Below are 23,041 nucleotides of genomic sequence, written 5' to 3' on the forward strand. Positions count from 1 at the left end.
GGACGGGCGGGCGCCGCACCCGCGACCTCCCAGCGCACCCCGTAGTCACGACCCAGTACGGCCGCGATCGCGGACTGCACCGCCTCCAAGTACTTCGGATTCGACAGACGCTGTGCCAGCGGGGCGTGCTGATGTGCCAGCACGACGGTGTCCCCCTCGAGCCGAGCCACCGACGCCCCCGACAGCAGGGCGTGCACGGCCGCGCCGAATTCCCGCACCTTGGCGCGGATATCGCCCCAGGCGGCCTCGACCTGATGCAGCGCGGCATCTCCGGAGGGGCCACCGGATTCGGCCGCGTCTCGCGCAGAGTCGGCGATGGGTTCCGGAGCCGGTCCGGATTCGGATACGGGCGGCGCATCCACCGGCGAAGCGGCATCCACGGGCGGCATGTCGTCTGCGGGCGGTGCGGTCTCGGCGGGCAACACGACAGCCGGATCCGATATGCCCGCGTCCCGATCGGCGGCGCCTCGGATATCAGAATCCTCCGCCGGGGTCTCGTAGGCCACCGGGTCCTGTGGCGCGACTCCGTCTTCCGCCGAATCATCGTGCCGCGCAGCATCATCGGACGCCTCCACCGCGGGCGTTCCCGGCGCGAAGGCGAACTCCGCCGGAGCCGGAGCCATCGCAGCATCCGAATCCTGGTGCCGCGCGGTTGATTCCGTATCGTCGGACGTGCCCGATTGCGCCAGAGCGGGATTACCGCCGGACTCCTCGGTCTCGATGGCTGCGGGCGAGACCTCGGAATCGGGCTGTACACCGGATGATTCGGAGCGGGACGCCTGAGCCCGCTGGGCCGGATGCGGGCGCTGCTCCCCCAGCTGTGCGGCGTTCGAGCGAGCCGCGCCGGTGGCGCCGTCCGCCGCTGCCGTATCGGTGGACGCGGACGCCTGTGATCCCGGCGCCGATTCGGGCGCGACCGGGGCCGATTCCGGCGCGACCCGGGCCGATTCGGATGCCGCCGGGGCCGATTCCGGCGCGGCGGCCGGATGCTCCCCGGCCGGGCTCCCTGGGCGACTCTCCCGTATCGCCGCCAGGGCTTCCGCCCCTCGCCGCCGGGACGAACCCGACGGGGACCCGCTCGGCGCGGGCGCGGCGGGAGGCTGCTCCTCGGGCGCCGGGGCCGGATGCGGCGGACGGGAGGCACCGGGCGCGGCCGGGGCGACCACCCCGCCCGCCACGCGGCTCTCCAACCGCTCCAGGCGCTGCAGAGTGGCGGATTCGGTATCGGAGGCCCCGGGCAGCAGCATGCGCGCGCAGACGACCTCGAGCAGCAGGCGAGGAGCCGTCGCGCCGCGCATCTCCCCCAGGCCGGTATGCAGCAGGTCCGCGTACCGGGCCAGCGCGGCCGGGCCCACCCGCTGCGCCTGATCGCGCATGCGCTCGAGCACATCGCCCGGACCGGTGACCAGATTGCGCTCGGCCGCGTTGGGCACCGCGCGCAGCAGGATCAGATCGCGCATGCGCTCCAGCAGATCGCCGGCGAACCGGCGCGGATCGTGCCCGGCCTCGACCACCCTGTCCACCGCGCCGAACAGCGCGGCGCCGTCGGCCGCCGCCAGGGCCTCGACCGCATCGTCGATCAGGGCGATGTCGGTGACACCCAGCAGCGACAGCGCACGGGGGTAGGTCACGCCCTCCGGACCCGCACCGGCCAGCAGTTGGTCCAGCACGCTGAGGCTGTCGCGCGGCGAACCGCCGCCCGCGCGGATCACCAGCGGGTACACCGCCTCCTCGACCGGCACGTGTTCCTGTTCGCAGATCTTGCCCAGGAGCCCGCGCATGGTCGCGGGCGGGAGCAGCCGGAACGGGTAGTGATGGGTGCGCGAGCGGATGGTCGGCAGCACCTTGTCGGGTTCGGTGGTGGCGAACACGAAGATCAGGTGCGCGGGCGGCTCCTCGACGATCTTGAGCAGCGCGTTGAAGCCCGCGGTGGTGACCATGTGCGCCTCGTCCACGATGAACACCCGGTACCGCGATTCGGCCGGGGCGTAGAAGGCGCGATCGCGTAGCTCGCGGGTGTCGTCCACGCCGCCGTGACTGGCGGCGTCGAGCTCGATGACGTCGAGATTGCCGGGCCCACCCGGTCCGAGGGCCACGCAGGAGGAGCAGACACCACACGGACGCGAGGTGGGCCCCTCGGCGCAGTTCAGCGAGCGCGCGAGGATGCGGGCCGAGGAGGTCTTACCGCAGCCGCGCGGGCCGGAGAACAGGTAGGCATGACTGATCCGCCCCGTGTCCAGGGCGGTACTGAGGGGCTCGGTGACGTGCTCCTGCCCAACCACCTCTGCGAACGTTGCCGGTCGGTACTTCCGGTACAGAGCCACGGCCCGAGGGTACCGGCGAGCACCGACAGAGTCGGCGGTGACGGTGGAATGCGGCGATCGACCATCGCAGGCGCGCCCGATCCGACCATTGCGTCGCAAATCGCGGGCTACAGAACAAGGATTCCTCGGACCCGTTCATCACCGGCGCTACGAACTCCCGGGGACAACCGCGGGGCAAACTAATTCGAAATACAATCAAACGTCACCGAATACCAAGCTCAAACCAGCCGTCGCAGTAGTTAACAAACTGCATGCCCGTTTTATAGGGAAAAAGCAGGATATAACGATCTTGTCAAGCGATTGGCATCAAAGGCAATCGACTGGCTAACGTAGGTCTCGGCAACTTCGGTAGCCAAACCTTCATCAGGTTGGTGGCCCCGGTCGGTCCCTCATCCCGACCGGGGCACAACCTGGACCCCCATAGCACGCAGCGGGAGTTCATGCATCCCTCGTCGCGCTCCCGCCAGAAGTCCCGGAGGAAATGTCGACCGTGCAGTCGTGTGACGACATCGCCACCGCGTTGCTCTCGCATACCGAGTTCGCCGGAGATCCCGCCGCCGCCGGTCTGCTGAGCAGGGCGATCAGCCCGCAGGATTTCGCGCTCAACCGTGCCTCGCTGCCCGTCTCCGCGGCGGCGGACCCACGCACCGCCGCAACCATTCTCGAACTGCTCGAGCGCGGCCAGGTGCCGACGATGGCGGCCATTCGCACCCTGATCGTGCAGAACGAGGTCCGCGCCGAGGCCGAACGCATCGAACGCCTCGGCCGCCGGGCCCAGCGCAGCATCGACGAATTCGGCCGGGTGCTGGCGACCATGACCCACGAATATTGGGCCGAGCACGGAATCGGCCCGACCCGCCGCGACATCCTGCAGGCCGAACCGATGCAGGAGCTCATCCGCGAGCAGGTCGGCGATATCGCGCCCGGTGCGGTGAAACATCTCTGGGTGATCGAACGCGCGCAGCGGGCCGGGTGGATCGCCTTCAATCCGCTGCCCCGTTCGCTGTGCGCCGGGCGGCGATTTCATTCGGCGAAATTCGGCAACCGCGTTTCACAACGTCCGGTCAACGCGATCGGCACGATGGTCGCCGGATTCCTGCAGGAGTACCAGTCCGAGCACGATCGCCCGCCGCGCTGGTCGGTGCTCGCGCACGACCTGCGCGACGATCGCGGACGCCGGGTGTTCAACGACACGGCCGATACGCGCGCCCAGCAGCAGTGGCTGGTCACCGCCGAATGGCTGGCCCTGTGTGACGACCTGCCGGTGCCGGGGCCGCGCGGGCTGCGGGCATTGACGCGCAAGACCAAACGCAGGTCACCCGGGCTCGGATAGAGCCGCTGTGCGCATTCGGTAACTTCCATGCAACGCTTTGCCTCTGGAAGGAGCCACCCGTGCCCTCGACCATCGACCCCGCTGCCACCGCCTGGCTGCTGGCCAGCACCGCATTGGTGCTGCTCATGACGCCCGCCCTCGCGGTGTTCTACGGCGGCATGGTGCGCTCCACCGGCGTGCTCAACATGCTCATGATGAGCTTCGTCGCCATACCGCTGGTAACCGTCGTATGGCTACTGCTGGGCTACACGCTGGCCTTCGGCCCGGACGCCGGTGGCGGGGTGATCGGCAACCTCAGCCATATCGCGCTGACCGGTATCGATCCCGGCACCGTGCACAGCGTCGGTCCGCACGGCGGAATCCCCGAACTGCTGTACGTCACCTTCGAGTTGACCTTCGCCATTCTCACCGCGGCACTGGTCAGTGGCGCGATCGCCGATCGGGCCAAATTCTCCGCCTGGATGGTCTTCGTACCGCTGTGGACGCTGCTGGTGTACGCGCCCATCGCGCACTGGGTGTGGGGTCCGCACGGCTGGCTGGCCTCGTTCGGCGCGCTGGACTTCGCGGGCGGCATGGTGGTCGAGATCGCTTCCGGCGCTTCGGCATTGGCCCTGGCACTGGTGCTCGGCCCGCGAGTCGGGTTCAAGCTCGACGCGATGCGGCCGCACAATCTGCCGTTCGTGCTGCTGGGCGCGGGCATCCTGTGGTTCGGCTGGTTCGGGTTCAACGCGGGATCTGCTTTACAGCCCAACGGTATCGCCGCCGCGGTATTCCTCAACACCCTCGTCGCCGGATGCCTGGGCATGCTCGGATGGCTTGCGGTCGAACGGATTCGCGATGGTCGTCCCACGACGTTCGGTGCGGCGTCGGGCGCGGTGGCCGGCCTGGTCGCGATCACCCCGTCCTGCGGTTCGGTGAACACTCTGGGCGCTGTGGTCGTGGGATTGGTTGCGGGCGTGGCGTGTTCGTTCGCGGTCGGCTGGAAGTTCAAGGCGGGCTACGACGATTCACTGGACGTGGTGGGTGTGCACTTCATCGGCGGAATCGCCGGCACACTGCTGATCGGCCTGCTGGCCAACCGGGTGATGACCGGCGGTGCGCGCGGGCTGTTCTACGGCGGCGGTGCGGTGCAACTGGGCAAGCAGGCCGTCGGCGTGCTCGTGGTGGCGCTGTGGGCCTTCGCGGTGTCCTTCGTACTGGGCAAGATCATCGACCGCGTCATGGGCTTCCGGATCACCCGGGAGGACGAGGTCGCGGGCATCGACTTCGCGCTGCACGCCGAGACCGCCTATGTCGAGGGCGTGCACGGTCACGCCCCACGCGGGCTGTTCGGTCCGCACAACTGAGACGGCTCACACCGATTCCCTCTTGCGCGTTCATAGGTTAACAGCGTTACTATAACGTCGTTAACCTAACTGGACCGGGGGCTGCCATGTTGACCCGCATCGCATACTTCTCGACCCGCTACCCGCGCACGATCCTGCTCGCGGCGTTGGTGCTGGCCGCGTTCTGTGGATTGTTCGGCGCATCGGTGTCCGCACATCTGAAATCCTCCGGATTCACATCCAACGACGCCGAATCCACGCGCGCGGCGCAGGTGCTCGCCGAGGACTTCCACGGCGCACAACCGAATCTGGTGCTGCTGGTCCGCTCCGACGGCGGCGTCGACGACCCGGCGGCACAGCGGGTGGGCGCCGAGATCGCCGATCGACTCCAGGGCCGCGCCGACGTGGTCGGCGTCCGGTCGTACTGGACGAGCCCCGCGACCCTCCGCTCCGCCCTGCGCAGCACCGACGGTCACAGCGGACTGGTCGTCGCCTACCTCACCGGCGGTGACGACGCCGCCCAGAAGGCCGCCGGAACCATCGCCGAACAGTTCGCCGGGCTCGCCACCCCCGGGATCACCGTCCGGGCAGGTGGCATGGCGGCGATCTACCACGATGTGAACAACCAGATCACCAAGGATCTCGCGCTGGCCGAGGGTGTGGCGATCCCGCTGACGGCGATCGTGCTGACGCTGGTGTTCGGCAGCGTGATCGCCGCGGCGCTGCCACTGGCCGTCGGCCTGTTCGCGATCGCGGCCACGCTGGCGATCCTGCGTGGCTTCACCATGATCACCGACGTGTCGGTCTACGCGCTGAACATGACCACCGCACTGGGCCTGGCGCTGGCCATCGACTACAGCCTGTTCATCGTCAGCCGCTACCGCGAGGAACTGCGAGGCGGGCGCGCGAATCGGGACGCGGTGGTGCGGGCGGTGCAGACCGCCGGACGCACCGTGCTGTTCTCGGCGCTCACGGTGGCGCTCGCGCTCGCGGTGCTGAGCGTGTTCAACCTGTACTTCCTGAAGTCGTTCGCGTATGCGGGCGTCGCGGTGGTGGTGGCCGCCGCGGCGGCGGCGATCGTGCTGCTGCCCGCGGCGCTGGTGCTGCTCGGCGAGCGGGTAAACGCCTGGGATGTGCGGGCCGCGGTGCGCCGCCTGCTGGGCCGCCCCGCGCCTGTTCCGGTCGCGCCCGAGCGGTCGCGCTGGTACCGGACGGTGAGCTGGGTGATGCGGCACGCGCTGCCGGTGGCACTGGTGATCATCGCCGCGCTGCTGGCACTCGGATCTCCGTTCCTCGGCGTGAAATTCGGCTTCCCGGACGATCGGGTCATGCCGGCGGGCTCGGTGAGCCGGGCGGTGGGCGACGAGCTGCGCGCCCAATTCCCCGCGGCCGACGCCGGTTCCGGCACGACGATCGTGCTGCCGGGCTATTCCGGCGACGCGACGACGTATGCGGCGACGCTGTCGAAGGTCGACGGGGTTTCGGCCGTGCTGTCCGACGCGGGCGTCTACGTCTCCGGCGCCCGCATGGCGCAGTCGCCGCCCGGCATGCGCAGCAGTTCGGGCCAATACCTCAGCGTCACAACGACGATGGATCCGTATTCCGCGGCCGGGCAGCGGCAACTGCGCCGGCTGCGCGCCGTGCCCGCGCCCGCGCCGACGCTGTTCGGCGGTAACGCCGAGATCGATGCCGACGGCCTGCATTCATTGGCCGACCGGCTGCCACTGGCGGTGGCGCTCATCGCGCTGTCCACGTTCGTGGTGCTGTTCCTGTTCACCGGCAGCGTGGTGCTACCGATCAAGGCGATGCTGATCAACACGCTGTCGCTGACCGCGATGTTCGGCATGATGGCATGGCTGTTCCAGGACGGGCATCTGTCGAACCTGCTGGGCTTCACCGCGACCGGCTATCTGGTGCCGACGATGCCGATTCTGATGTTCTGCCTGGCGTTCGGCATGTCGATGGACTACGAGGTCTTCCTGCTGTCCCGCATCCGGGAGGCCTGGCTGGCCAGTGACAATTCCGAGCGCACCGCCGCGGACAACACCCGGTCGGTCGCGATCGGCGTCGAACGCACCGGGCGCATCGTCACCGCCGCCGCCGCGTTGATGGCTATCGTCCTGGGAGCCATGGTCTCTTCACAAGTGTCGTTCATCCAGATGTTCGGTCTCGGTCTCACCCTGACCGTGCTCGCCGACGCCACCGTCATCCGCGGGCTGCTCGTGCCCGCGCTCATGCGCCTGCTCGGTACCGCCAACTGGTGGGCGCCGCGGCCGCTGCGGCGATGGCACGAAAGATTCGGCTTCCACGAGGAATTCGCGACCCCGGCGCCCGAACACGTGCCGGTGGCTGTGCCGTGATGGCCCCTCGACGCCCGCGCTCGGCCCGCGGATCCGGTGCGCAGCTGCGCGAGGAGATCCTCGACGCCACCCGGGAACTGCTGGCGCGCACCGGAAATGCCGAGGCCGTGTCCATCCGCGAGGTGAGCAAGCTGGTCGGGGTCAGCGCGCCGTCGATCTACCGGCACTTCGCCGACAAGGACGCGCTCATCGATGCGACGGTCGCCCAGGTCTTCGAAAACCTGGACGCCGCAATGGGCGCCGCGGACGATCCCACGCGCTCGCCGATCATGCGGCTGCGCGATCAGGGCATGGCCTACGTGCGGTTCGCGCTGGCATATCCCGAGCAGTACCGCCTGGCCTTTCTGCCGACCACCGGCCGCTCCAGTGAGGTGGATCGGGTACTCGGCAGCGGCGCGGTCGTGCGATTCACCCAGACCGTCCGGGACGCGATGGATGCCGAACTCATCACCCCCGGCGATCCCACTCCGGTGGTGCTGGAGCTCTGGGCCACCGCGCACGGCCTCGCCATGCTGCTGATCAGCAAACCCGCTCTGCCGTGGGGAGATACCGACGTCCTGATCGAGCGGGTGCTGGGCGCCGCCTGCGTCGGGCACGTGATGCTCGACATCCTCGACGACGTACTCGGCGGCGAGGGCCCGGTGCCGGATCCGGAGCAGGCGGCGCGGTGGCTGGCCGGTCTGCGCACAGGGGATCCGGCGGGTTAACTCACGTCGCCCGGTACGGCGCTCCAGGTATTGCACTTCTGCACACGGTCGTTGACCTGCCCCGTGTAGTACCAGTCGCCGTAGTGCTGGCTGGTGCCATGGTCGTGCATGTCCACCTGCTGCAGTTCGTCTCCGCGCTCGTACTGATCCTTACGCACGTAATCGGTCTCGTCGTTGGTGTACAAGCCGGCGACGGTGGAGGATCCCACGAACATCCCCCCGAAGCACTGAGCCTCGAGTTCCAGCCGGCGAGACAGTTCCAGCCCCTTGTCCGACTCGGCGCCGGCATCCTCGCGCTGGGAATCCTCCTCGTCCATGATCCCGCTCATGGCCTGAACGTGGTGGCCGTACTCGTGCGCGAAAATCATCATGTAGATGTACCAGCGATCACCGTACGTGTCGGTCTGGATGTGATCCAGCGGCATGTAGATGGTGTTGTTCGCCGAGCAGTACACGGCGGCCCAGCTGGGATTGCCGCCGCTACAGGGATTGTCGGTGACCTCGGACTCGTGTGCCGGAGCCGAAATGGCGGGGCTGAAGAACGGCAGATGCTGCGCCGCCATCACCGGCTGCCACATCTTGTCCAGGCACGCCCTGGCCGCCGTGAAGAAGGCCGTGGCCGCGGCCTCGTCGGTGACCCATTGCGGGAGGCTGCATCTGATATTGGGCAGGCCGCTGTTCGCATTGCCGAACAGCGGATTGTTCGCCGTGGCCTGCACCGGCTGCGGTCCGGCGGGCGCGGTGGTCTGTTCGGCACTGGTCTCGGCGCTCGAGGACGTCGATGTGGAGGCCGCGTCGGATGTCGTTGTCGGGAAGGCCGATTCCGAGCTCGGGAAGGACGGGTAGGTGAAGCTCGGCGTGACGGTGTCCGCCGTCGTCGTCGAACTGCCGCCGCCCTGGATGGAGGCGAAAACCACCAGCGCTCCGACCAGGCCCAGCACGCCCAGCACCGACAGCACGGCGATGATCGCACCGCCGCCTCCGCCACCGGAAGTCGGTGGTCGTCCATAGAATCCGGGCGGCGGCAGAGGCGGAAGACCTTGGGGCCCACCGGGATATCCGGGAGGGGGTAGCGGCGCACCATAGGGCGGACGCGGTCCTGGCGGGATGGGCTGTCCGTAGCCGGGCCGCCCCTGCTGCCCCGGATAACCGGGTTGGCCGGGATAACCGGGCTGGCCGCCGGGCCCCGGCTGGGGACCGTATCCGGGCGGACCACCAGGGCCGGGTCGGGGACCACCGGGCGGTGGACCGTACGGCGGGCGTCCGGGCGGCGGATAGCCGGGGCCCGGCGGATACGGAGGCTGGCTCATGACTCGATCAATTCACTCGGACGGCAGGGCGGTGAAAGAGGTTGCGAGCCGCGAGTCGCGACGCACCGTGATCCACCGGCTGTTGTGGCACAACGTATCCCGGCCGTGCACGAACGGGCGCGATGACACCGCGCCCACAGGGTGATAAAGGCTCACTCCCCCGTGCCCCCGTTTCCATCAATGTGTTCTACAGCCGATGCCGAACAATACCAAGGTGTCTATGCTGTTGCCTCATGCGGATTTTTCGGGGGGTCGCCGTAGGCGGCTTGTTACTGGTCCTCGCCGGTACGCTCGCCACGGCGGCAGGTGCGCAGGCGCCGGCTCCATCTGTCGGCACGGCGATCAAAGCCGACGTGAAACTTACCAGAGATGGGAACCTTCAGGTCGCCGAATCGGTGACCGTACCAGCGGGCGGGCAGTTCCACATGGCGCTGCCGCTACGGGTCGCGCTGGGCGACAACGGCGAGCGCCGGTTCAAGGTCACCGACATCAGCAGTACCGGGCCGGGTTCCGCACAGGTGAACGGCGATCTGTTCACTGTGGACGCACCGCCCGGATCGTCCTCGTTCAAGTACACCGTGCACAACACCGTGAGCGAGTCGCCGGGGACACAGCTGTTCCGCTGGGACGGCATTCTGAACTCCGATGTGAGCACCTTCGACGCCACACTGATCAGCCCCAGTTACAAAATGGGCATCACCAGCTGCACGGTGGGCCCGCAGGGCACGACGCATCACTGCGACGCCAGTATCGAACCCGACGGGGTGCTGTCCCTGCACGAGACGGGTCTGGCCAAGGGCGACGTACTCGACCTGATCCTGCAACTGCCGCCGGGGACCGTACCCGCCAACGCAGATATCACCGACGGCAATTCCAGTGGCCCGTTCGCGCTCACGCCCGCCGCGCTCACCGCCTTCGGCGTCCTGATCGTGGCGCTCATCGCGTTCGGTGGCTACGTGATGTGGGCGCGACGCCTGGATGCCGCGGCGCTGTCGACGACAGAGGTCGTCGATCCGGTGCGCCGCAAGGGAAGTAAGGCCGAGTTCGTCTCCCCCGACGGCGTGCTTCCGGGCACGGCCGGACTGCTGCTGGACGGCGCGGTCGGCGCCGGCGCGCTCGCGGCGACCGTGGTGGATCTCGCTGTGCGCCGGTACATCTGGATCACGCCGGTGAGCGATTCCGATTGGCGCGTCACCCGGGTCAACCCGGCCGACGACAATCTGCGCGACTACGAGCGCGAGATATATCGGGCGGTGCTGCCCGACGGCGTCGAGTCGGTTCTGATGTCCGAACTGCGCGCACCCGGACGGGTCGCGATCGGACCGGCGCGCACCGCGCTGCGCGCCGATGCCCTCGAACGCGGCATCCTGGCCGACCGCAAGAGCCGTGGCCTGGCGTTCTGGCTGGGCGCGATACTCGTCGTCGGCGGCATCGCCGCGACCATCGCGCTGGCCCTGTCCGGTGGATACGCCCTGGTCGGTGTGGCGATCGGAATCGGCGGCCTGGCCCTGCTGCTGGGCCCGGTGTACCTTCCGGCGCGCACCGCGGCCGGACGCGCCCTGGCGACCAAGGTGCGCGGCCTGCAACACGGCTTGGACGCGCTGCGGGCCGATCAGGTGCCGCCGGCCGAGCAGCAGCCGGTGTTCTCCCGCGGGCTGCCGTACACGATCATCGGCGGCCGGGCCGACAACTGGATCCGGGTGTTCCGCGAGCTGAGCCTGGCCGGGCCGCAGCCGGGGCTGTACTGGTTCGGCGGATTCGAGCGCGATGCCGATCTGACCCGATTCGCCGGGCATTTCCCGTATTTCGCCACCGCGCTGGAGGGTTTGTTCACTGCGGCGTGACGGCTGCGCGGTCCGGGTGAGCGCGCAAACCATCCAGGATGATGTCCATCATCCGCGCCACCGCGTCCTCGTACGGTTCATCCGGGAAGACGAAGATCTGCAGGGTCATCAGCCGCGCGATCTCCATGGCACCGATATCCGTGCGCAGATCGCCCTCGGCCTGCGCCTGCGCGGTCATGGCCTCGACATGCTCGGCGACCCGGCCGCGTATCTCGGTCAGCGCGGGATCGCTGCGCATATCCGCGTGCAGCGTGGGTTCGAGGGCCGCCGCCATCGCACCCAGCCGTAATCCCGCGCACTCGCGCAGGAACCGGCACAGCGTCGGCCAGGCCCTGCTCTCCTCCCTGCGGGCGATAGCGGCCAGGTCGGCCAGGCCGGATAGATAGGCGTGCGCCGCCGCACTGATCAGCGCACCGCGATCGGGAAACCGGCGGTACAGCGTGCCGACGCCGACGCCGGCACGATCGGCGATCTCCTTCATGGACACCTCGACGCCCTGCTCCCGAAAGACGATCTGCGCCGCCGCGACGATCTGGTCACGGTTATTGCGCGCGTCGGCGCGTAAGCGCTCGGACATCCTCACCTCCGGAACGAGCGGTAAACAAGTGGACGAAATTCCTCCGCTTACTGTACCGTCGAATAAGCGGACGAAATTCGTCCGCTTGCTCTGGAGGTGTGAAATGGGCAGCAGCGTACTGATCTCCGGCGCCGGCGTCGGGGGCTCGACCTTGGCATATTGGCTGGCGCTGCACGGATTCGCGGTGACCGTGGTGGAGCGCGCCGCCGGGCAGCGCTCCAGCGGTAACCCGGTCGATGTCAAGGGTCCGGCGGTCGCGGTCGCCGAGCAGATGGGCATCATGTCGCAGTTGCGGGCCGCGGCGACAACCGTGAACCGGCTCACCTTCCTGGACGTGACGGGGCGTGAGCGGGCCGCGGTGAGCACATCGGCATTTCAGGACTCCGCGGGCGAGCGTGAGGTGGAGATCGCACGGGCCGACCTCGCCGCGATCCTGCTGGCGGCCGCGCGCGACCACGCCGAAATCCGCTGGGGCGACACGATCACCGGACTCACCCAGACCGGCGGTGGCGTCGAGGCGACCTTCGAACGGGGCGCCCCCGCACATTTCGATCTCGTCGTCGGCGCCGACGGGTTGCATTCGACCGTGCGGCGGCTGGCATTCGGCCCCGAATCCGAATTCGTTCAGCACATGGGCATGTTCGTGGCCACCCTGCGGGTCGATCGCCTGATCGCCGACGATCGCACCGTGGCAATGGTCAACCTGCCCGGCCGAGCCCTGGCCGTACACCCGACGACCGGTATTCCGATGGCGGCGTTCATGTTCCGGCATCCCGCGGTGCCCGGCTTCGACCATCGCGACCTCGCCCTGCACAAGCGCCTGGTCACCCAGGCGTACGCCGGACAGCTCGGCGGGTACGAAGAATTCGTCGACCAGGTGAACGCGGCCGAGGACCTGTATTTCGACTCGGTCAGCCGGGTTCGGTTGCCGCACTGGGCGAACGGCCGCATCACACTGGTCGGCGACGCGGCCTCGAGCCTGTCGCTGTTCGGCGACGGCTCCACGCTGGCGATCGCGGGCGCGCACACGCTGGCCGAGGAACTGGCCCGCACACCCGGCGATACCTCCGGCGCGCTACAACGCTACGAACAGCGCCACCGCGAGCTGGTCGCCTCGAAGCTGCGCGGGTTCGCCGTCGCGGGCCGGTTTCTGGTGCCGAGAACGCGTACGGCCATCGCGATGCGCAACACCGCGACACGTCTGCTGCGTCGTTAGGCGCGCCCCGCCGAACGCGTGGCCCGGCGCATGGCCGAGAGCGGATCGGCGTAGAAGACGCTCAGCGAGGTGACCCCGGCGGCATGCTCCTGGACCCGGCCGCCGAAACGGCTGATCCGCAGATCGGCGGGCGGCAGGGCGGTGTTCTTCGCGAATGCCTGTGCCACCCGGTCGACTCCGGGACGGTACCCGGTGAATGCCTGGCCGCCCAGCACGACCCGATCCGGATTGAACATGTCGCGGATCAAAGCGGCTGTGCGGCCCAGAATTTCGGCGCGCTCGAGCAGCAGTTCGCGCGCGGGCTCCGATCCGGACTCCGCGGCCCGATACAGGTCGGCGATCACCGGGCGGCGCGGCGCCTCCCGCTTGGGCACGATGCCCGCGCGCATGGCGCGCCCGAGCAGCGCGGCCTCACCCGCGGTGGCCTCCAGGCAGCCGGTCCGGCCGCAGGTGCATTCGACCGACGAGCCGGTGGGCAGGTGTGCGATCGAACCCGGGCCGCTGGCCGGGGTGTGCACGCGATCGTGCAGGGTGACCGCGATACCGGCGGTCTCACGGACGTAGATGTAGAGGCTGCTGCCCGGACGCTGTTCATCGCCCGGCCCCAGCAGCAGTTCGGCCGCCGCCATCGCCTCCACGTGTGCGGAGACCGAGACCGGCAGGTCCAGGACCGCGCCGAAGACCGCGGCGACCGGTGCGCCCTGCCAGCCGAGCCGCGGATGATCGACCACACCGGTGGCGGCATCGACCCGCCCGGCCAGCGCGACCCCGGTCCACAGCGGGCGGCGGCGCGGCAGGCGATCCAGGAAGGCCTTGGCGCTGCGGGCGATGATGGTCAGCGCGGCGTCCTGGCCGACCTGCGGGGTGGCGATCTCCAGACCGCCCAGGATGCGGCCGGACAGGTCGGCGGCGATGATCCTGGTCACCGTCGCGCCGATGTGCACACCGATGGTGGCGTAGGTGTCGGTATCGACTTCGAACGGTATGCGCGGGCGGCCGACCGCGCCGGATGCCGTGCGGTCGGCGCGTTCTCGCAATAGTCCGACCGAAAGCAGCGACGACACTTGGCGATTCACTGTGGCTATACTCAAACCCGTTGTCTGCGCGGCAGAGTCACGGAAGATCGGTCCACGTGTCGCGGATCGGAGCACCGCGGCCGCCGGGTTGTCGGCGATGCGCAGTTCCGGGGGCACCGCGGGCCGCGCGGCGCCACGGTTTTGATTGGCGCCACGGGTCTGTACAGCGGTGGAAGAGGAGGACGGACGCTCGAGGGTGGGGCTCGTCATAATACGGAATCCTTGTTGTGGTCCCGGGTCGCGGGACAGATCTGTCGAGGATCGAACAAGGCAGCCGGAAGGGCCCGAAACTGTCGAAACAGGGCGTGGAGCGGTTCTCAGCTGCGCGACCGAGAGCAACACAGCTCCCGCTGTCGCGGCAGCCGGACGCCGAGCGCGACGGTCATGTACGTGACCTCTGCGGCATTCGGTCGGCTGGGGGACATGGTTCAGAACGTTATCATCCCATGTCCGAAGGACGCCAGACCGGTCGGTCTGCATGCATTTCGCTCAGTGTGATTCGAACCTGCGCCCCGGGTCTGCGGGTGGCGCAATGGCCCGCCGCACCCCTGTCTACCGCAGGCCAGGGCCGAACAGTGGGCGGCGCAATCCCGGGCGCGTCCCGGCGCCGCCGCCGCGGGCGCCCGCCGCGCCGCGACACCCCCGATACAGTCACAAATCGCAGGTCAACGGCGGAAGGAGAGAACGTGACGCCGCAACCGGTGCCGCTGTCCCCACCCGTACGCCGGGCCGATCGGGCCCGCCAGGTCGCCGATGTGCTGCGCCAGCAGATCCACGGCGGAGCCTTCGATCACGCCCTGCCCGCCGAATCCGAACTGGCCGCGGAGTTCACGGTCTCCCGCAACACGATCCGCGATTCCCTCGCGCTGCTGCGGGACGAGGGCCTGATCGATCGCGCGCCCAAGGTCGGCACCCATGTGGCCCAGCGCAAGTACGAACACGGTCTGGACGCGCTGCGCGGTCTCAAAGAGACCCTGCGCGGTCACGGCGAGGTGCGCAACGAGGTACGGGTCGCGACACATGTGACGCCGCCGCCCGCGGTCGCGCGCCGCCTGCACCTGTCGCCGGGCGAGCAGGCCGTCTATATCGAACGGCTCCGCTACCTCGGCGATCTGCCGCTGAGCCTGGATCTGACCTATCTCGTGCCCGATATCGGGGATCCGGTGATCGCCCGCGACCTCGAGTCCAACGACGTGTTCGCGCTCATCGAACAGATCGCCGGCGGCCCGCTCGGCTCGGCCGATCTGGTGCTGGAGGCGATCACCGCCGACCCACACTCGGCCGCGGCGCTGCAGATGCCCGAGGGCGGTGCGCTGTTGCTACTGGAACGGCTGACCCGACTGGAGGACGGGCGTCCGGTGGATCTGGAGTACATCCGTCTGCGCGGCGACCGGATCACCATGCGCGGCAGCCTAGTTCGACCATCCGAAACCAGCGATTGGAGGCTGATCTGAATGGCCCTGGTGAACCAGCGAACCGACGTCCCGGTGACGATCGACGAATCCCTCTGTATTCAGGGCTGCACCCTGTGTGTCGAGATCTGCCCGCTCGATTCCCTGGCGATCAACCCCGATAACGGTAAGGCGTACATGCACGTCGACGAGTGTTGGTACTGCGGCCCCTGTGCTGCCCGCTGTCCCACGGGCGCCGTCACCGTGAATATGCCCTATTTATTGCGCTGATCGAGGAAAAACATGAAGTACCGCCATCGCTTTACCGTGGCGATCGCCGTTCTGGCACTGACGGCCGCGGGCTGCTCGCTGGACAACGCGACCTCCGGCAATACCGTCCGGGTCATCATCGGTTATCAGTCCAAGACCATCAATACCGTCACCGCGGGCACGCTACTGAAGGCGAAAGGCTTTCTGGAACAGCGCCTCGCTAAGATCACCGCCGGCGGCGGGCCGAAATATCAGGTCGAGTGGCAGGATTACGACACCGGCGCACCCATCACCGCGCAAATGGTCGCGGAGAAGATCGATATCGGCTCGATGGGCGACTATCCGCTGCTGATCAACGGCTCACGCACCCAGGCCGACTCGCATGCGCGCACCGAATTGGTCTCGGTCACCGGTTATCAGCCGCGCGGCTCGCTGAACATGATTGTGGAGAGCCAGGATTCGCCGATCAGATCGGTGGCAGACCTGGCCGGTAAGAAGGTGTCGTCGAGCGTCGGCTCGGCCAGCGACGGGCTGCTGCGGCAGGCGTTGAGCCGCAGCGGAATAAATCCCAAGTCGGGCGTCGAGGTGCTCAACCAGCAGCCGCAGATCGGTGCGTCGGCGCTGCAATCCGGCCAGGTGCAGGCATTGTCGCAATTCGTGGCGTGGCCGGGTCTGCTGGTATTCCAGAACAAGGCGAAGCTGCTCTACGACGGCGCGGAATTGAATGTGCCCACCTTTCACGGCGTGGTGGCCCGGCGCGATTACGCGACACAGCATCCCGAGGTGCTCGATGCCTTTTTACAGGCGCAGCTGGACGCCACCGACTTTTTGCATCGGCAGCCGCTGCAGGCGGCGAAACTCGTCGCCGACGGCTCCGGACTGCCGGAGGAGGTCGTCTACCTGTACAACGGGCCGGGCGGTATCTCGTTCGACGCCCCGCTGAAGCCGCAGCTGATCCAGGCGCTGAAGGGTGATCTGCCGTATTTGAAGTCGATCGGGGACTTCGCCGACCTGAACATCGACGGGTTCGCGAACGACGCGCCGCTGCGCAAGGCCTACACCGAACGCGGCCTGAATTACGACACCGCGGTGGCGAACTTCACCGATCCCGCGCCGATCACCGGCACCGACCCGATCACCGGCAAGCCCGTGACCGATCCGGCGTCGGCCTCGGAACTCTGGCTGGACGGACAGGACGCCACGCAGCCGTACGCCGACCCGACCAGCCTGCTGCGCGCGGTGAAACAGGCTCAGGCACAGGGCAAGAAGGTGCGCGCGGCGTATGTGCCCGACGCCGAACTGGGCACGCGGTGGTTCGCGGACAAGGCGCTGTGGGTGCGCGACGGGAGCACCTATCTGCCGTTCACCACGCAGGCCGCCGTGCAGCGGTACCGCACACAGCATCCCGGCGGGGTTCCCCTGTCGTACGAGCAGGCGGTCGGGGAGGTCGGAGCGTGAGCGGAGCGAACCCATCAATACAGCGCGCCTCGCGCACGACGGAGCCGAGCGCCAGCGAGGTGCAGTCGTGAGCGAAACCGCTGTACGCCCCGCACCGGGCGCCGACACGATTATCCCTGCCCCTACCCTGGAGAAGGATCCGGCGAGCGCCGAATTCCCCTCGCCCGTAACGGCCCCCGGCACTCGGGCTCGCAAATGGCAGTCCAGGACCATCCGCCTGGCCGCCGTCGTCGGAGCGATCGTGGTGTGGCAGGTGCTGACCGCCGACCATATTCGGCTCTGGGTGCGTTTCGACACCCTCCCGACGGTGACCCAGATCCTGCGCGCCTTCGAACATCAGCTCGGGACCCAGACGTACTGGCTCGATCTGGGGCAGTCGCTGATTCGTATTCTCACCGGATTCGTCCTCGCGGCCGCCTTGGGCGTGGTATCCGGTGTGGCGCTGGGCCGTTCGCGGCTGGCCGCCGATATCCTCGGGCCGCTCACCGAACTCGCCCGCCCGATCCCGGCGATCGCGATCGTGCCCGTGGCGATCCTGATGTTCCCCACCGACGAGGCCGGGATCGTGTTCATCACCTTCCTGGCCGCGTACTTCCCGATCATGGTGAGCACACGGCACGCGGTGCGGGCACTGCCGACGATCTGGGAGGACTCGGTGCGCACGCTCGGCGGCGGCCGATGGGACGTGCTGCTGCGGGTGGTATTGCCCGGCAGCCTGCCCGGTGTGTTCAGCGGCCTGTCGGTCGGCATCGGCGTCGCGTGGATCTGCGTGGTATCGGCCGAAATGATCTCCGGTCGTCTGGGTGTCGGGTACCGCACCTGGCAGGCCTACACGATCGTGGACTATCCGGGCGTATTCGTCGGCATCATCACCATCGGCCTGCTGGGCTTCGGCACCTCGGCCGCGGTGGAACTGCTCGGCCGCCGCGTGACGCGCTGGCTGCCGCGCGCGGGCGAGGTGGCGAAATGAACGCACTCGAACTGCGGTTGGACCGGGTCGAGCTGTCCTACGCCGGTCCCGCGGTCCTGACCGAGCTGACCCTGGAGGTCCGCCCGGGCGAAATCCTGGTGCTCACCGGACCATCGGGCTGCGGCAAGTCGACGGCGTTACGGGCGCTGGCCGGGCTGCTGCGGCCGCGATCGGGCCGGATACTCGCCGACGGCGCCGAGATCACCGGGCCCTCGCGCGATCGGGCGATGGTGTTCCAGGACAACGCGCTGTTGCCTTGGCGCACAGTACGATCCAATATCGAGCTGGCGCTGAAGCTGCGCGGCGTGCCGCGGGCCGGGCGGCGCGAACGGGCGCAGCGCTGGATCGAGGAGGTCGAGCTCACCGGCTTCGGCGATTACCTTCCGAAGAACCTCTCCGGCGGCATGCGCCAGCGGGTCCAGCTGGCCCGCGGGCTGGCCGGCGCCCCGCGCGCCGCACTGATGGACGAACCGTTCGGCGCGCTGGACACCCCGACCCGTGCGGCCATGCAGCGCCTGCTCCTGCAGACCTGGCAAACCCACCCGGTCACCGTGGTTTTCGTGACCCACGATGTGGACGAGGCACTGCTGCTCGGCGATCGAGTCGCGGTGCTCGGCGGCGGCGCGCAGGGACTGCGCACGCTGCTGGAGGTGCCGCAGCCCCGGGCCAGTGGCGTCGATCGGTCCGCCGCTCGCGCGGAAATTCTTGCCGCACTCGGGCATTCGGATGATCGAGCAGCCTGAGATCCATCCCCCTTCCAGGAGTGTGCCGATGAATATTCCCGACCTTGCCGATACCCTCCGGCTCGATTGCGATGTGCTGGTGATCGGCGGCGGCACCGCGGGCACCATGGCCGCCCTGACCGCCGCCGAACGGGGCGCGAATGTGCTGCTGCTGGAGAAGGCGCACGTACGCCACTCCGGCGCCCTGGCGATGGGCATGGACGGGGTCAACAACGCCGTCATCCCCGGCAAGGCCGATCCGGAGGACTACGTCGCCGAGATCACCCGGGCCAACGACGGAATCGTCAACCAGCGCACCGTCTATCAGACCGCGACCCGCGGCTTCGCGATGGTGCAGCGGCTCGAGCGCTACGGGGTGAAATTCGAGAAGGACGCCTACGGCGAATACGCGGTCCGGCGGGTGCACCGTTCCGGTTCCTATGTGCTGCCGATGCCCGAGGGCAAGGACGTGAAGAAGGCGCTGTATCGCGTGCTGCGGCAACGCAAGATGCGCGAGCGGATCCGGATCGAGAACCGTCTGATGCCGGTGCGGGTGCTGACCGAGGACGGCCGCGCGGTCGGCGCCGCCGCATTGCACACTCGCACCGGCGAATTCGTCGCGGTGGGTGCGAAGGCGGTGATCCTGGCGACCGGTCCGTGCGGGCGACTGGGTCTGCCGGCCTCGGGCTATCTGTACGGAACATACGAGAATCCGACGAATGCGGGCGACGGATACTCGATGGCATACCACGCCGGCGCCGAATTGTCGGGCATCGAATGCTTCCAGATCAACCCGCTGATGAAGGACTACAACGGACCTGCGTGCGCCTACGTCGCCAACCCCTTCGGCGGCTACCAGGTGAACGCGCGCGGCGAGCGGTTCGTCGACTCCGACTATTGGTCAGGCCAGATGATGAGCGAGGTCAAACACGAGATCGAATCCGCGCGCGGCCCGATCTATCTCAAGGTCTCGCACCTGCCCGACGAGACGCTCACCGCGCTGGAAGGGATTCTGCACACCACCGAGCGGCCCACCCGAGGCACCTTCCACGCCAATCGGGGCCACGACTACCGCACTCACGACATCGAGATGCACATCTCCGAAATCGGCTTGTGCAGTGGGCATTCCGCATCGGGGGTGTGGGTCGACGAACATGCCCGCACCACCGTGCCCGGACTGTACGCGGCCGGTGATCTGGCCTGCGTACCGCACAACTACATGATCGGCGCCTTCGTCTTCGGCGATCTGGCCGGCGAGGACGCCGCCGCGAGCTGCGCCGATGTCGCGGTACCGCAGGAACTTCCGGCGGACCAGCTGGCCGCGGCGCATGAACTGATCTACCGGCCGCTGCGCAATCCGGACGGCCCGCCGCAGCCACAGGTGGAATACAAGCTGCGCCGCTTCGTCAACGACTATGTGGCGCCGCCCAAGACGGCGACCAAGCTGTCGCTCGCGGTCGAGACGTTCGAGCGGATGCGCGCGGAGATCACCGCCATGGGTGCGGACACGCCCCATGAGCTCATGCGGTGCGCGGAGGTGAGCTTCATCCGCGACTGCGCGGAGATGGCGGCCCGATCGTCACTCACTCGCACCGAATCCCGCTGGGGCCTCTATCACGAACGGTCCGATCTGCCCGAACGCGACGACGCGCAGTGGAACTATCACCTGAACCTGCGCAAGCGGCACGACGGGACGATGGAATTCCTGAAGCGGCCCGTCGCACCGTATTTCGTCCCTGTGCCCGAATTCTCCACGCAGCCGAGCGGCGCGGACACCGTCGTGCCGGTCGCGCAGCCCGACCTCGTCACGGGTCCGGCACGCACCGCCTCCAGCGGTACCGTGCGCACTCGAGCCAAGGACGTCGCCGCAGCGCCGGTGCGCACCGCGCCGCGCATTGCGCAACTGCTGAGCCTGGATTCGCCGACGGTCGCAGAGTTGACGTCGTATCTCGAGGATCCGGATCCCCGGGTGCGCGCCACGGCGGTATCGGCGCTGACCGAAGGGACCCCCGAGGGGTTTTCCGAATCGCTCATCGCCGTGCTGGCCGACCCCGACGGCGCGGTGCGCGCCGCCGCACTCGCGGGATTGCGAGAATTGGTCGAGATCCTCCCCGCCACAACAGGTTTGGCCGACCACGCCGACTCCGTCGATCCACAGGTGCGCGCCGGAGTGGTGGATCTGTTGCGGGCGTTGCGATCCGGCTCGGCGGACCTGTTCGGCAAGGCCGTGACCGACACCGATCATCATGTGCGGATCGAGGGTGTGCGGGCGTTGGTATCCATCGACGACTGGAGCACGCTCACGACCGCGGCACACGACGAGAACCGCGAGGTCCGCATCGCCGCCGCCCTCGGCCTGGCGACCATCGGGCACGGCGGCGCGGATACGGTCCGGGCCCTGACCGTCGATCGCGATCCGCTGGTGCGGGCCGCAGCGCTGAGTGCTCTCGCGCGACTCGGCGGACCACAGGACGCGACCGCGCTCACCGCGGCCCTGGCCGATTCGGCCTGGCAGGTGCGCGAGGGCGCGGTCCGTGGATGGGCCGGTCTAGGGCCGGTCCTCGCGGCCGATCCGCTGCACGGGGCGCTGGCCGATCCACATCCCGATGTGCGCAAGGCCGCCGTGCTGACGCTGGGCGCCTGGCCACGGGACGAGGGCGCGCGCACCGCGTTACGACAGGCCGTCACCGATTCCGACGCCGATGTGCGCGCCTATGCGCGCCGCGCACTGGAATAGCCGGACCTGCGCATTTACCAGAACTCTAGCCTGCGTGTCATCCACAGACTGCCCTCAAAGTCGCGGGGTACGCTACCGCGCGGTATTCATTAGCCTTGCTAGGAAGCTTCCGGACCTAGGAGACACGCATGACCGGGAAACCCCACCGCATCCGGCGCGGCGCCGTCTTGGCCGCGACGTCGATCGCGCTGGGCGCCGCCGCCCTGGCGCCGCAGGCCGCCGCGGCGCCACTGCCCAGCAATCCGGTCGGTGCGCTGAACTACACCGTCGATGTGAACCAGCCCGGCGCGAGCCCGGGGTACATCTACTACACGACCGGTATGAGTGCGGCGGCGTTGATACCGGGATTGGGGGAGGCGCTGTCGGGTCTGCCCCAGGCTCAGCAGGCCAACGTCGTCATGGATGCCTCCGGGCACGAGGTCTGGCGCTATACCCCGCCCAAGGGACAGGGCGTGTCGAATTTCCGCACCCAGACCTATCAGGGAAAGCCCGTGCTCACCTGGTGGCAGGGCGACACGATCGGCGGGCACGGCTCGGGCACCGACTACATCGCCGACGAGCACGGGCATATCTTCGAAACCCTCGACGCCGGTAACGGATTGACCTCGGACGCGCACGAATTCCGATTGACCCCCGACGGGCGCGCGCTGATCACCTCGTACCGGGAGATCGACGGCGTCGACCTGAGCTCGATCGGCGGCCCGAAGAACGGCAAGATGTACGACACCGTCGCCTCGGTGGTCGACGTCGCCACCAAGAGGGTGCTGTTCCAGTGGAGCGCGGCCCAGCACGTCCCGCTGACCGACACCACCTCGGCCAGTTCGTCGCCCGGTTCCTCGGTCTACGACCCCTACCACATGAATTCGATCGCCCTGGATCCCCAAGGGAACCTGCTGATCTCGATGCGCGACACCTCAACGGTGTACGACGTCGACAGACACACCGGAGCGATCAACTGGCAGCTCGGCGGTAAGCGTTCGACCTTCGCACTGGGCCCCGGCGTCGAATTCGCCTTCCAGCACGATGCCGAATTCGCCGGCCCCGATACCGTACGGCTGTTCAACGACAACTCCAGCGGTGAACAGACCCTGGGTGTGTCCAGTGTGCAGTGGATCCACCTGGATCCCGCCGCGCACCGGGCGACCCTGGTGCGCAATCAGGTTCACCCGGACAACCTCGTCGCCTTCGCGATGGGCAACGCCCAGGCCCTGCCGAACGGCAACACCCTGGTCGGCTGGGGCATGGCGCCGCACATCTCGGAATTCTCCCCGTCCGGCGCGCTGGTCTACGACGTCGCACTGCCACTGGGCACGTATCGCGCCTACCTGGAGAATTGGGCGCCGAGCCCGGCCTGATTCAGCGGACGGGTTCGGCACAGGCGTATGCGAGCACCGAATCATCGCCGTTGGACGGAAGTTTCG

17 protein-coding genes are annotated in these 23,041 nt (G+C 68.3%); 13 read left to right on the top strand and 4 right to left on the bottom strand.

Annotated elements, in window-relative coordinates; all coding sequences use genetic code 11:
• Positions 1 to 2,324: DNA polymerase III subunit gamma and tau (locus JZ791_RS01940; RefSeq protein WP_216892364.1), on the bottom strand; the 2,324-nt coding region annotated here is incomplete at its 3' end.
• 481 nt (positions 2,325 to 2,805) lie between these two features.
• Here JZ791_RS01940 and JZ791_RS01945 point away from each other — a divergent pair.
• From JZ791_RS01945 to JZ791_RS01960, 4 genes are all read left to right on the top strand, one after another.
• Positions 2,806 to 3,657, top strand: coding sequence for a hypothetical protein (locus JZ791_RS01945; RefSeq protein ID WP_254205088.1), 852 nt, complete (start codon positions 2,806 to 2,808; stop codon positions 3,655 to 3,657).
• A gap of 59 nt (positions 3,658 to 3,716) precedes the next feature.
• The gene (locus JZ791_RS01950) at positions 3,717 to 5,003 is read left to right on the top strand and encodes an ammonium transporter (RefSeq protein ID WP_216892365.1); all 1,287 of its coding nucleotides are present in this window, start codon (positions 3,717 to 3,719) and stop codon (positions 5,001 to 5,003) included.
• An 86-nt stretch (positions 5,004 to 5,089) separates the two neighbouring features.
• Positions 5,090 to 7,342 (top strand): MMPL family transporter, encoded by a 2,253-nt coding sequence (locus tag JZ791_RS01955; RefSeq protein ID WP_216892366.1) that lies wholly within the window; start codon positions 5,090 to 5,092, stop codon positions 7,340 to 7,342.
• Positions 7,342 to 8,049 (top strand): TetR/AcrR family transcriptional regulator, encoded by a 708-nt coding sequence (locus JZ791_RS01960; protein ID WP_254205089.1) that lies wholly within the window; start codon positions 7,342 to 7,344, stop codon positions 8,047 to 8,049. The genes JZ791_RS01955 and JZ791_RS01960 overlap by 1 nt, the downstream gene beginning before the upstream one ends.
• Here the strand turns inward: JZ791_RS01960 and JZ791_RS01965 are convergent.
• Positions 8,046 to 9,008: a neutral zinc metallopeptidase gene (locus JZ791_RS01965; protein WP_216892368.1), complete on the bottom strand. Its 963-nt coding sequence runs from the start codon at positions 9,006 to 9,008 to the stop codon at positions 8,046 to 8,048. The genes JZ791_RS01960 and JZ791_RS01965 overlap by 4 nt on opposite strands.
• 584 nt (positions 9,009 to 9,592) lie before the next feature.
• Here JZ791_RS01965 and JZ791_RS01970 point away from each other — a divergent pair.
• Positions 9,593 to 11,203 carry a DUF2207 family protein gene (locus JZ791_RS01970; RefSeq protein WP_216892369.1) on the top strand — a complete coding sequence of 537 codons (1,611 nt, stop codon included), beginning with the start codon at positions 9,593 to 9,595 and terminating at the stop codon, positions 11,201 to 11,203.
• On the opposite strand, the gene JZ791_RS01975 is transcribed toward JZ791_RS01970, so the two are convergent.
• On the bottom strand, positions 11,190 to 11,780 hold the full coding sequence (locus tag JZ791_RS01975) for a TetR/AcrR family transcriptional regulator (protein WP_216892370.1): 591 nt from the start codon (positions 11,778 to 11,780) through the stop codon (positions 11,190 to 11,192). The two genes, JZ791_RS01970 and JZ791_RS01975, sit on opposite strands and share 14 nt — an antisense overlap.
• Positions 11,781 to 11,883: 103 nt before the next feature.
• On the opposite strand from JZ791_RS01975, the gene JZ791_RS01980 reads away from it, so the two are divergent.
• Complete coding sequence (locus JZ791_RS01980) at positions 11,884 to 12,996, top strand: FAD-dependent monooxygenase (RefSeq protein WP_216892371.1); 1,113 nt, start codon at positions 11,884 to 11,886, stop codon at positions 12,994 to 12,996.
• On the opposite strand, the gene JZ791_RS01985 is transcribed toward JZ791_RS01980, so the two are convergent.
• Positions 12,993 to 14,282, bottom strand: coding sequence for an ROK family protein (locus JZ791_RS01985; protein WP_216892372.1), 1,290 nt, complete (start codon positions 14,280 to 14,282; stop codon positions 12,993 to 12,995). The genes JZ791_RS01980 and JZ791_RS01985 overlap by 4 nt on opposite strands.
• A 476-nt stretch (positions 14,283 to 14,758) precedes the next feature.
• Between JZ791_RS01985 and JZ791_RS01990 the strand changes: the two genes are divergently transcribed.
• From JZ791_RS01990 to JZ791_RS02020, 7 genes are all read left to right on the top strand, one after another.
• Positions 14,759 to 15,526: a GntR family transcriptional regulator gene (locus JZ791_RS01990; RefSeq protein WP_216892373.1), complete on the top strand. Its 768-nt coding sequence runs from the start codon at positions 14,759 to 14,761 to the stop codon at positions 15,524 to 15,526.
• Positions 15,527 to 15,754, top strand: a complete 228-nt coding sequence (locus JZ791_RS01995; RefSeq protein ID WP_216892374.1) for a 4Fe-4S dicluster domain-containing protein — start codon at positions 15,527 to 15,529, stop codon at positions 15,752 to 15,754.
• Positions 15,755 to 15,766: 12 nt separating this feature from the next.
• Complete coding sequence (locus JZ791_RS02000) at positions 15,767 to 17,191, top strand: ABC transporter substrate-binding protein (RefSeq protein ID WP_216892375.1); 1,425 nt, start codon at positions 15,767 to 15,769, stop codon at positions 17,189 to 17,191.
• Between the two features lie 127 nt (positions 17,192 to 17,318).
• Entirely contained in the window at positions 17,319 to 18,161 is an 843-nt protein-coding gene (locus JZ791_RS02005; protein ID WP_216892510.1) for an ABC transporter permease, read from the top strand.
• Positions 18,158 to 18,904 carry an ABC transporter ATP-binding protein gene (locus JZ791_RS02010; RefSeq protein WP_216892376.1) on the top strand — a complete coding sequence of 249 codons (747 nt, stop codon included), beginning with the start codon at positions 18,158 to 18,160 and terminating at the stop codon, positions 18,902 to 18,904. The genes JZ791_RS02005 and JZ791_RS02010 overlap by 4 nt, the downstream gene beginning before the upstream one ends.
• 28 nt (positions 18,905 to 18,932) lie before the next feature.
• Complete coding sequence (locus tag JZ791_RS02015) at positions 18,933 to 21,620, top strand: fumarate reductase/succinate dehydrogenase flavoprotein subunit (RefSeq protein ID WP_216892377.1); 2,688 nt, start codon at positions 18,933 to 18,935, stop codon at positions 21,618 to 21,620.
• A 128-nt stretch (positions 21,621 to 21,748) separates the two neighbouring features.
• Positions 21,749 to 22,975, top strand: coding sequence for an arylsulfotransferase family protein (locus JZ791_RS02020; protein ID WP_216892378.1), 1,227 nt, complete (start codon positions 21,749 to 21,751; stop codon positions 22,973 to 22,975).
• Positions 22,976 to 23,041: the final 66 nt, after the last annotated feature.

Source organism: Nocardia alni (genome assembly GCF_019038435.1).
GTDB classification, from domain to species: Bacteria; Actinomycetota; Actinomycetes; order Mycobacteriales; family Mycobacteriaceae; genus Nocardia; species Nocardia alni.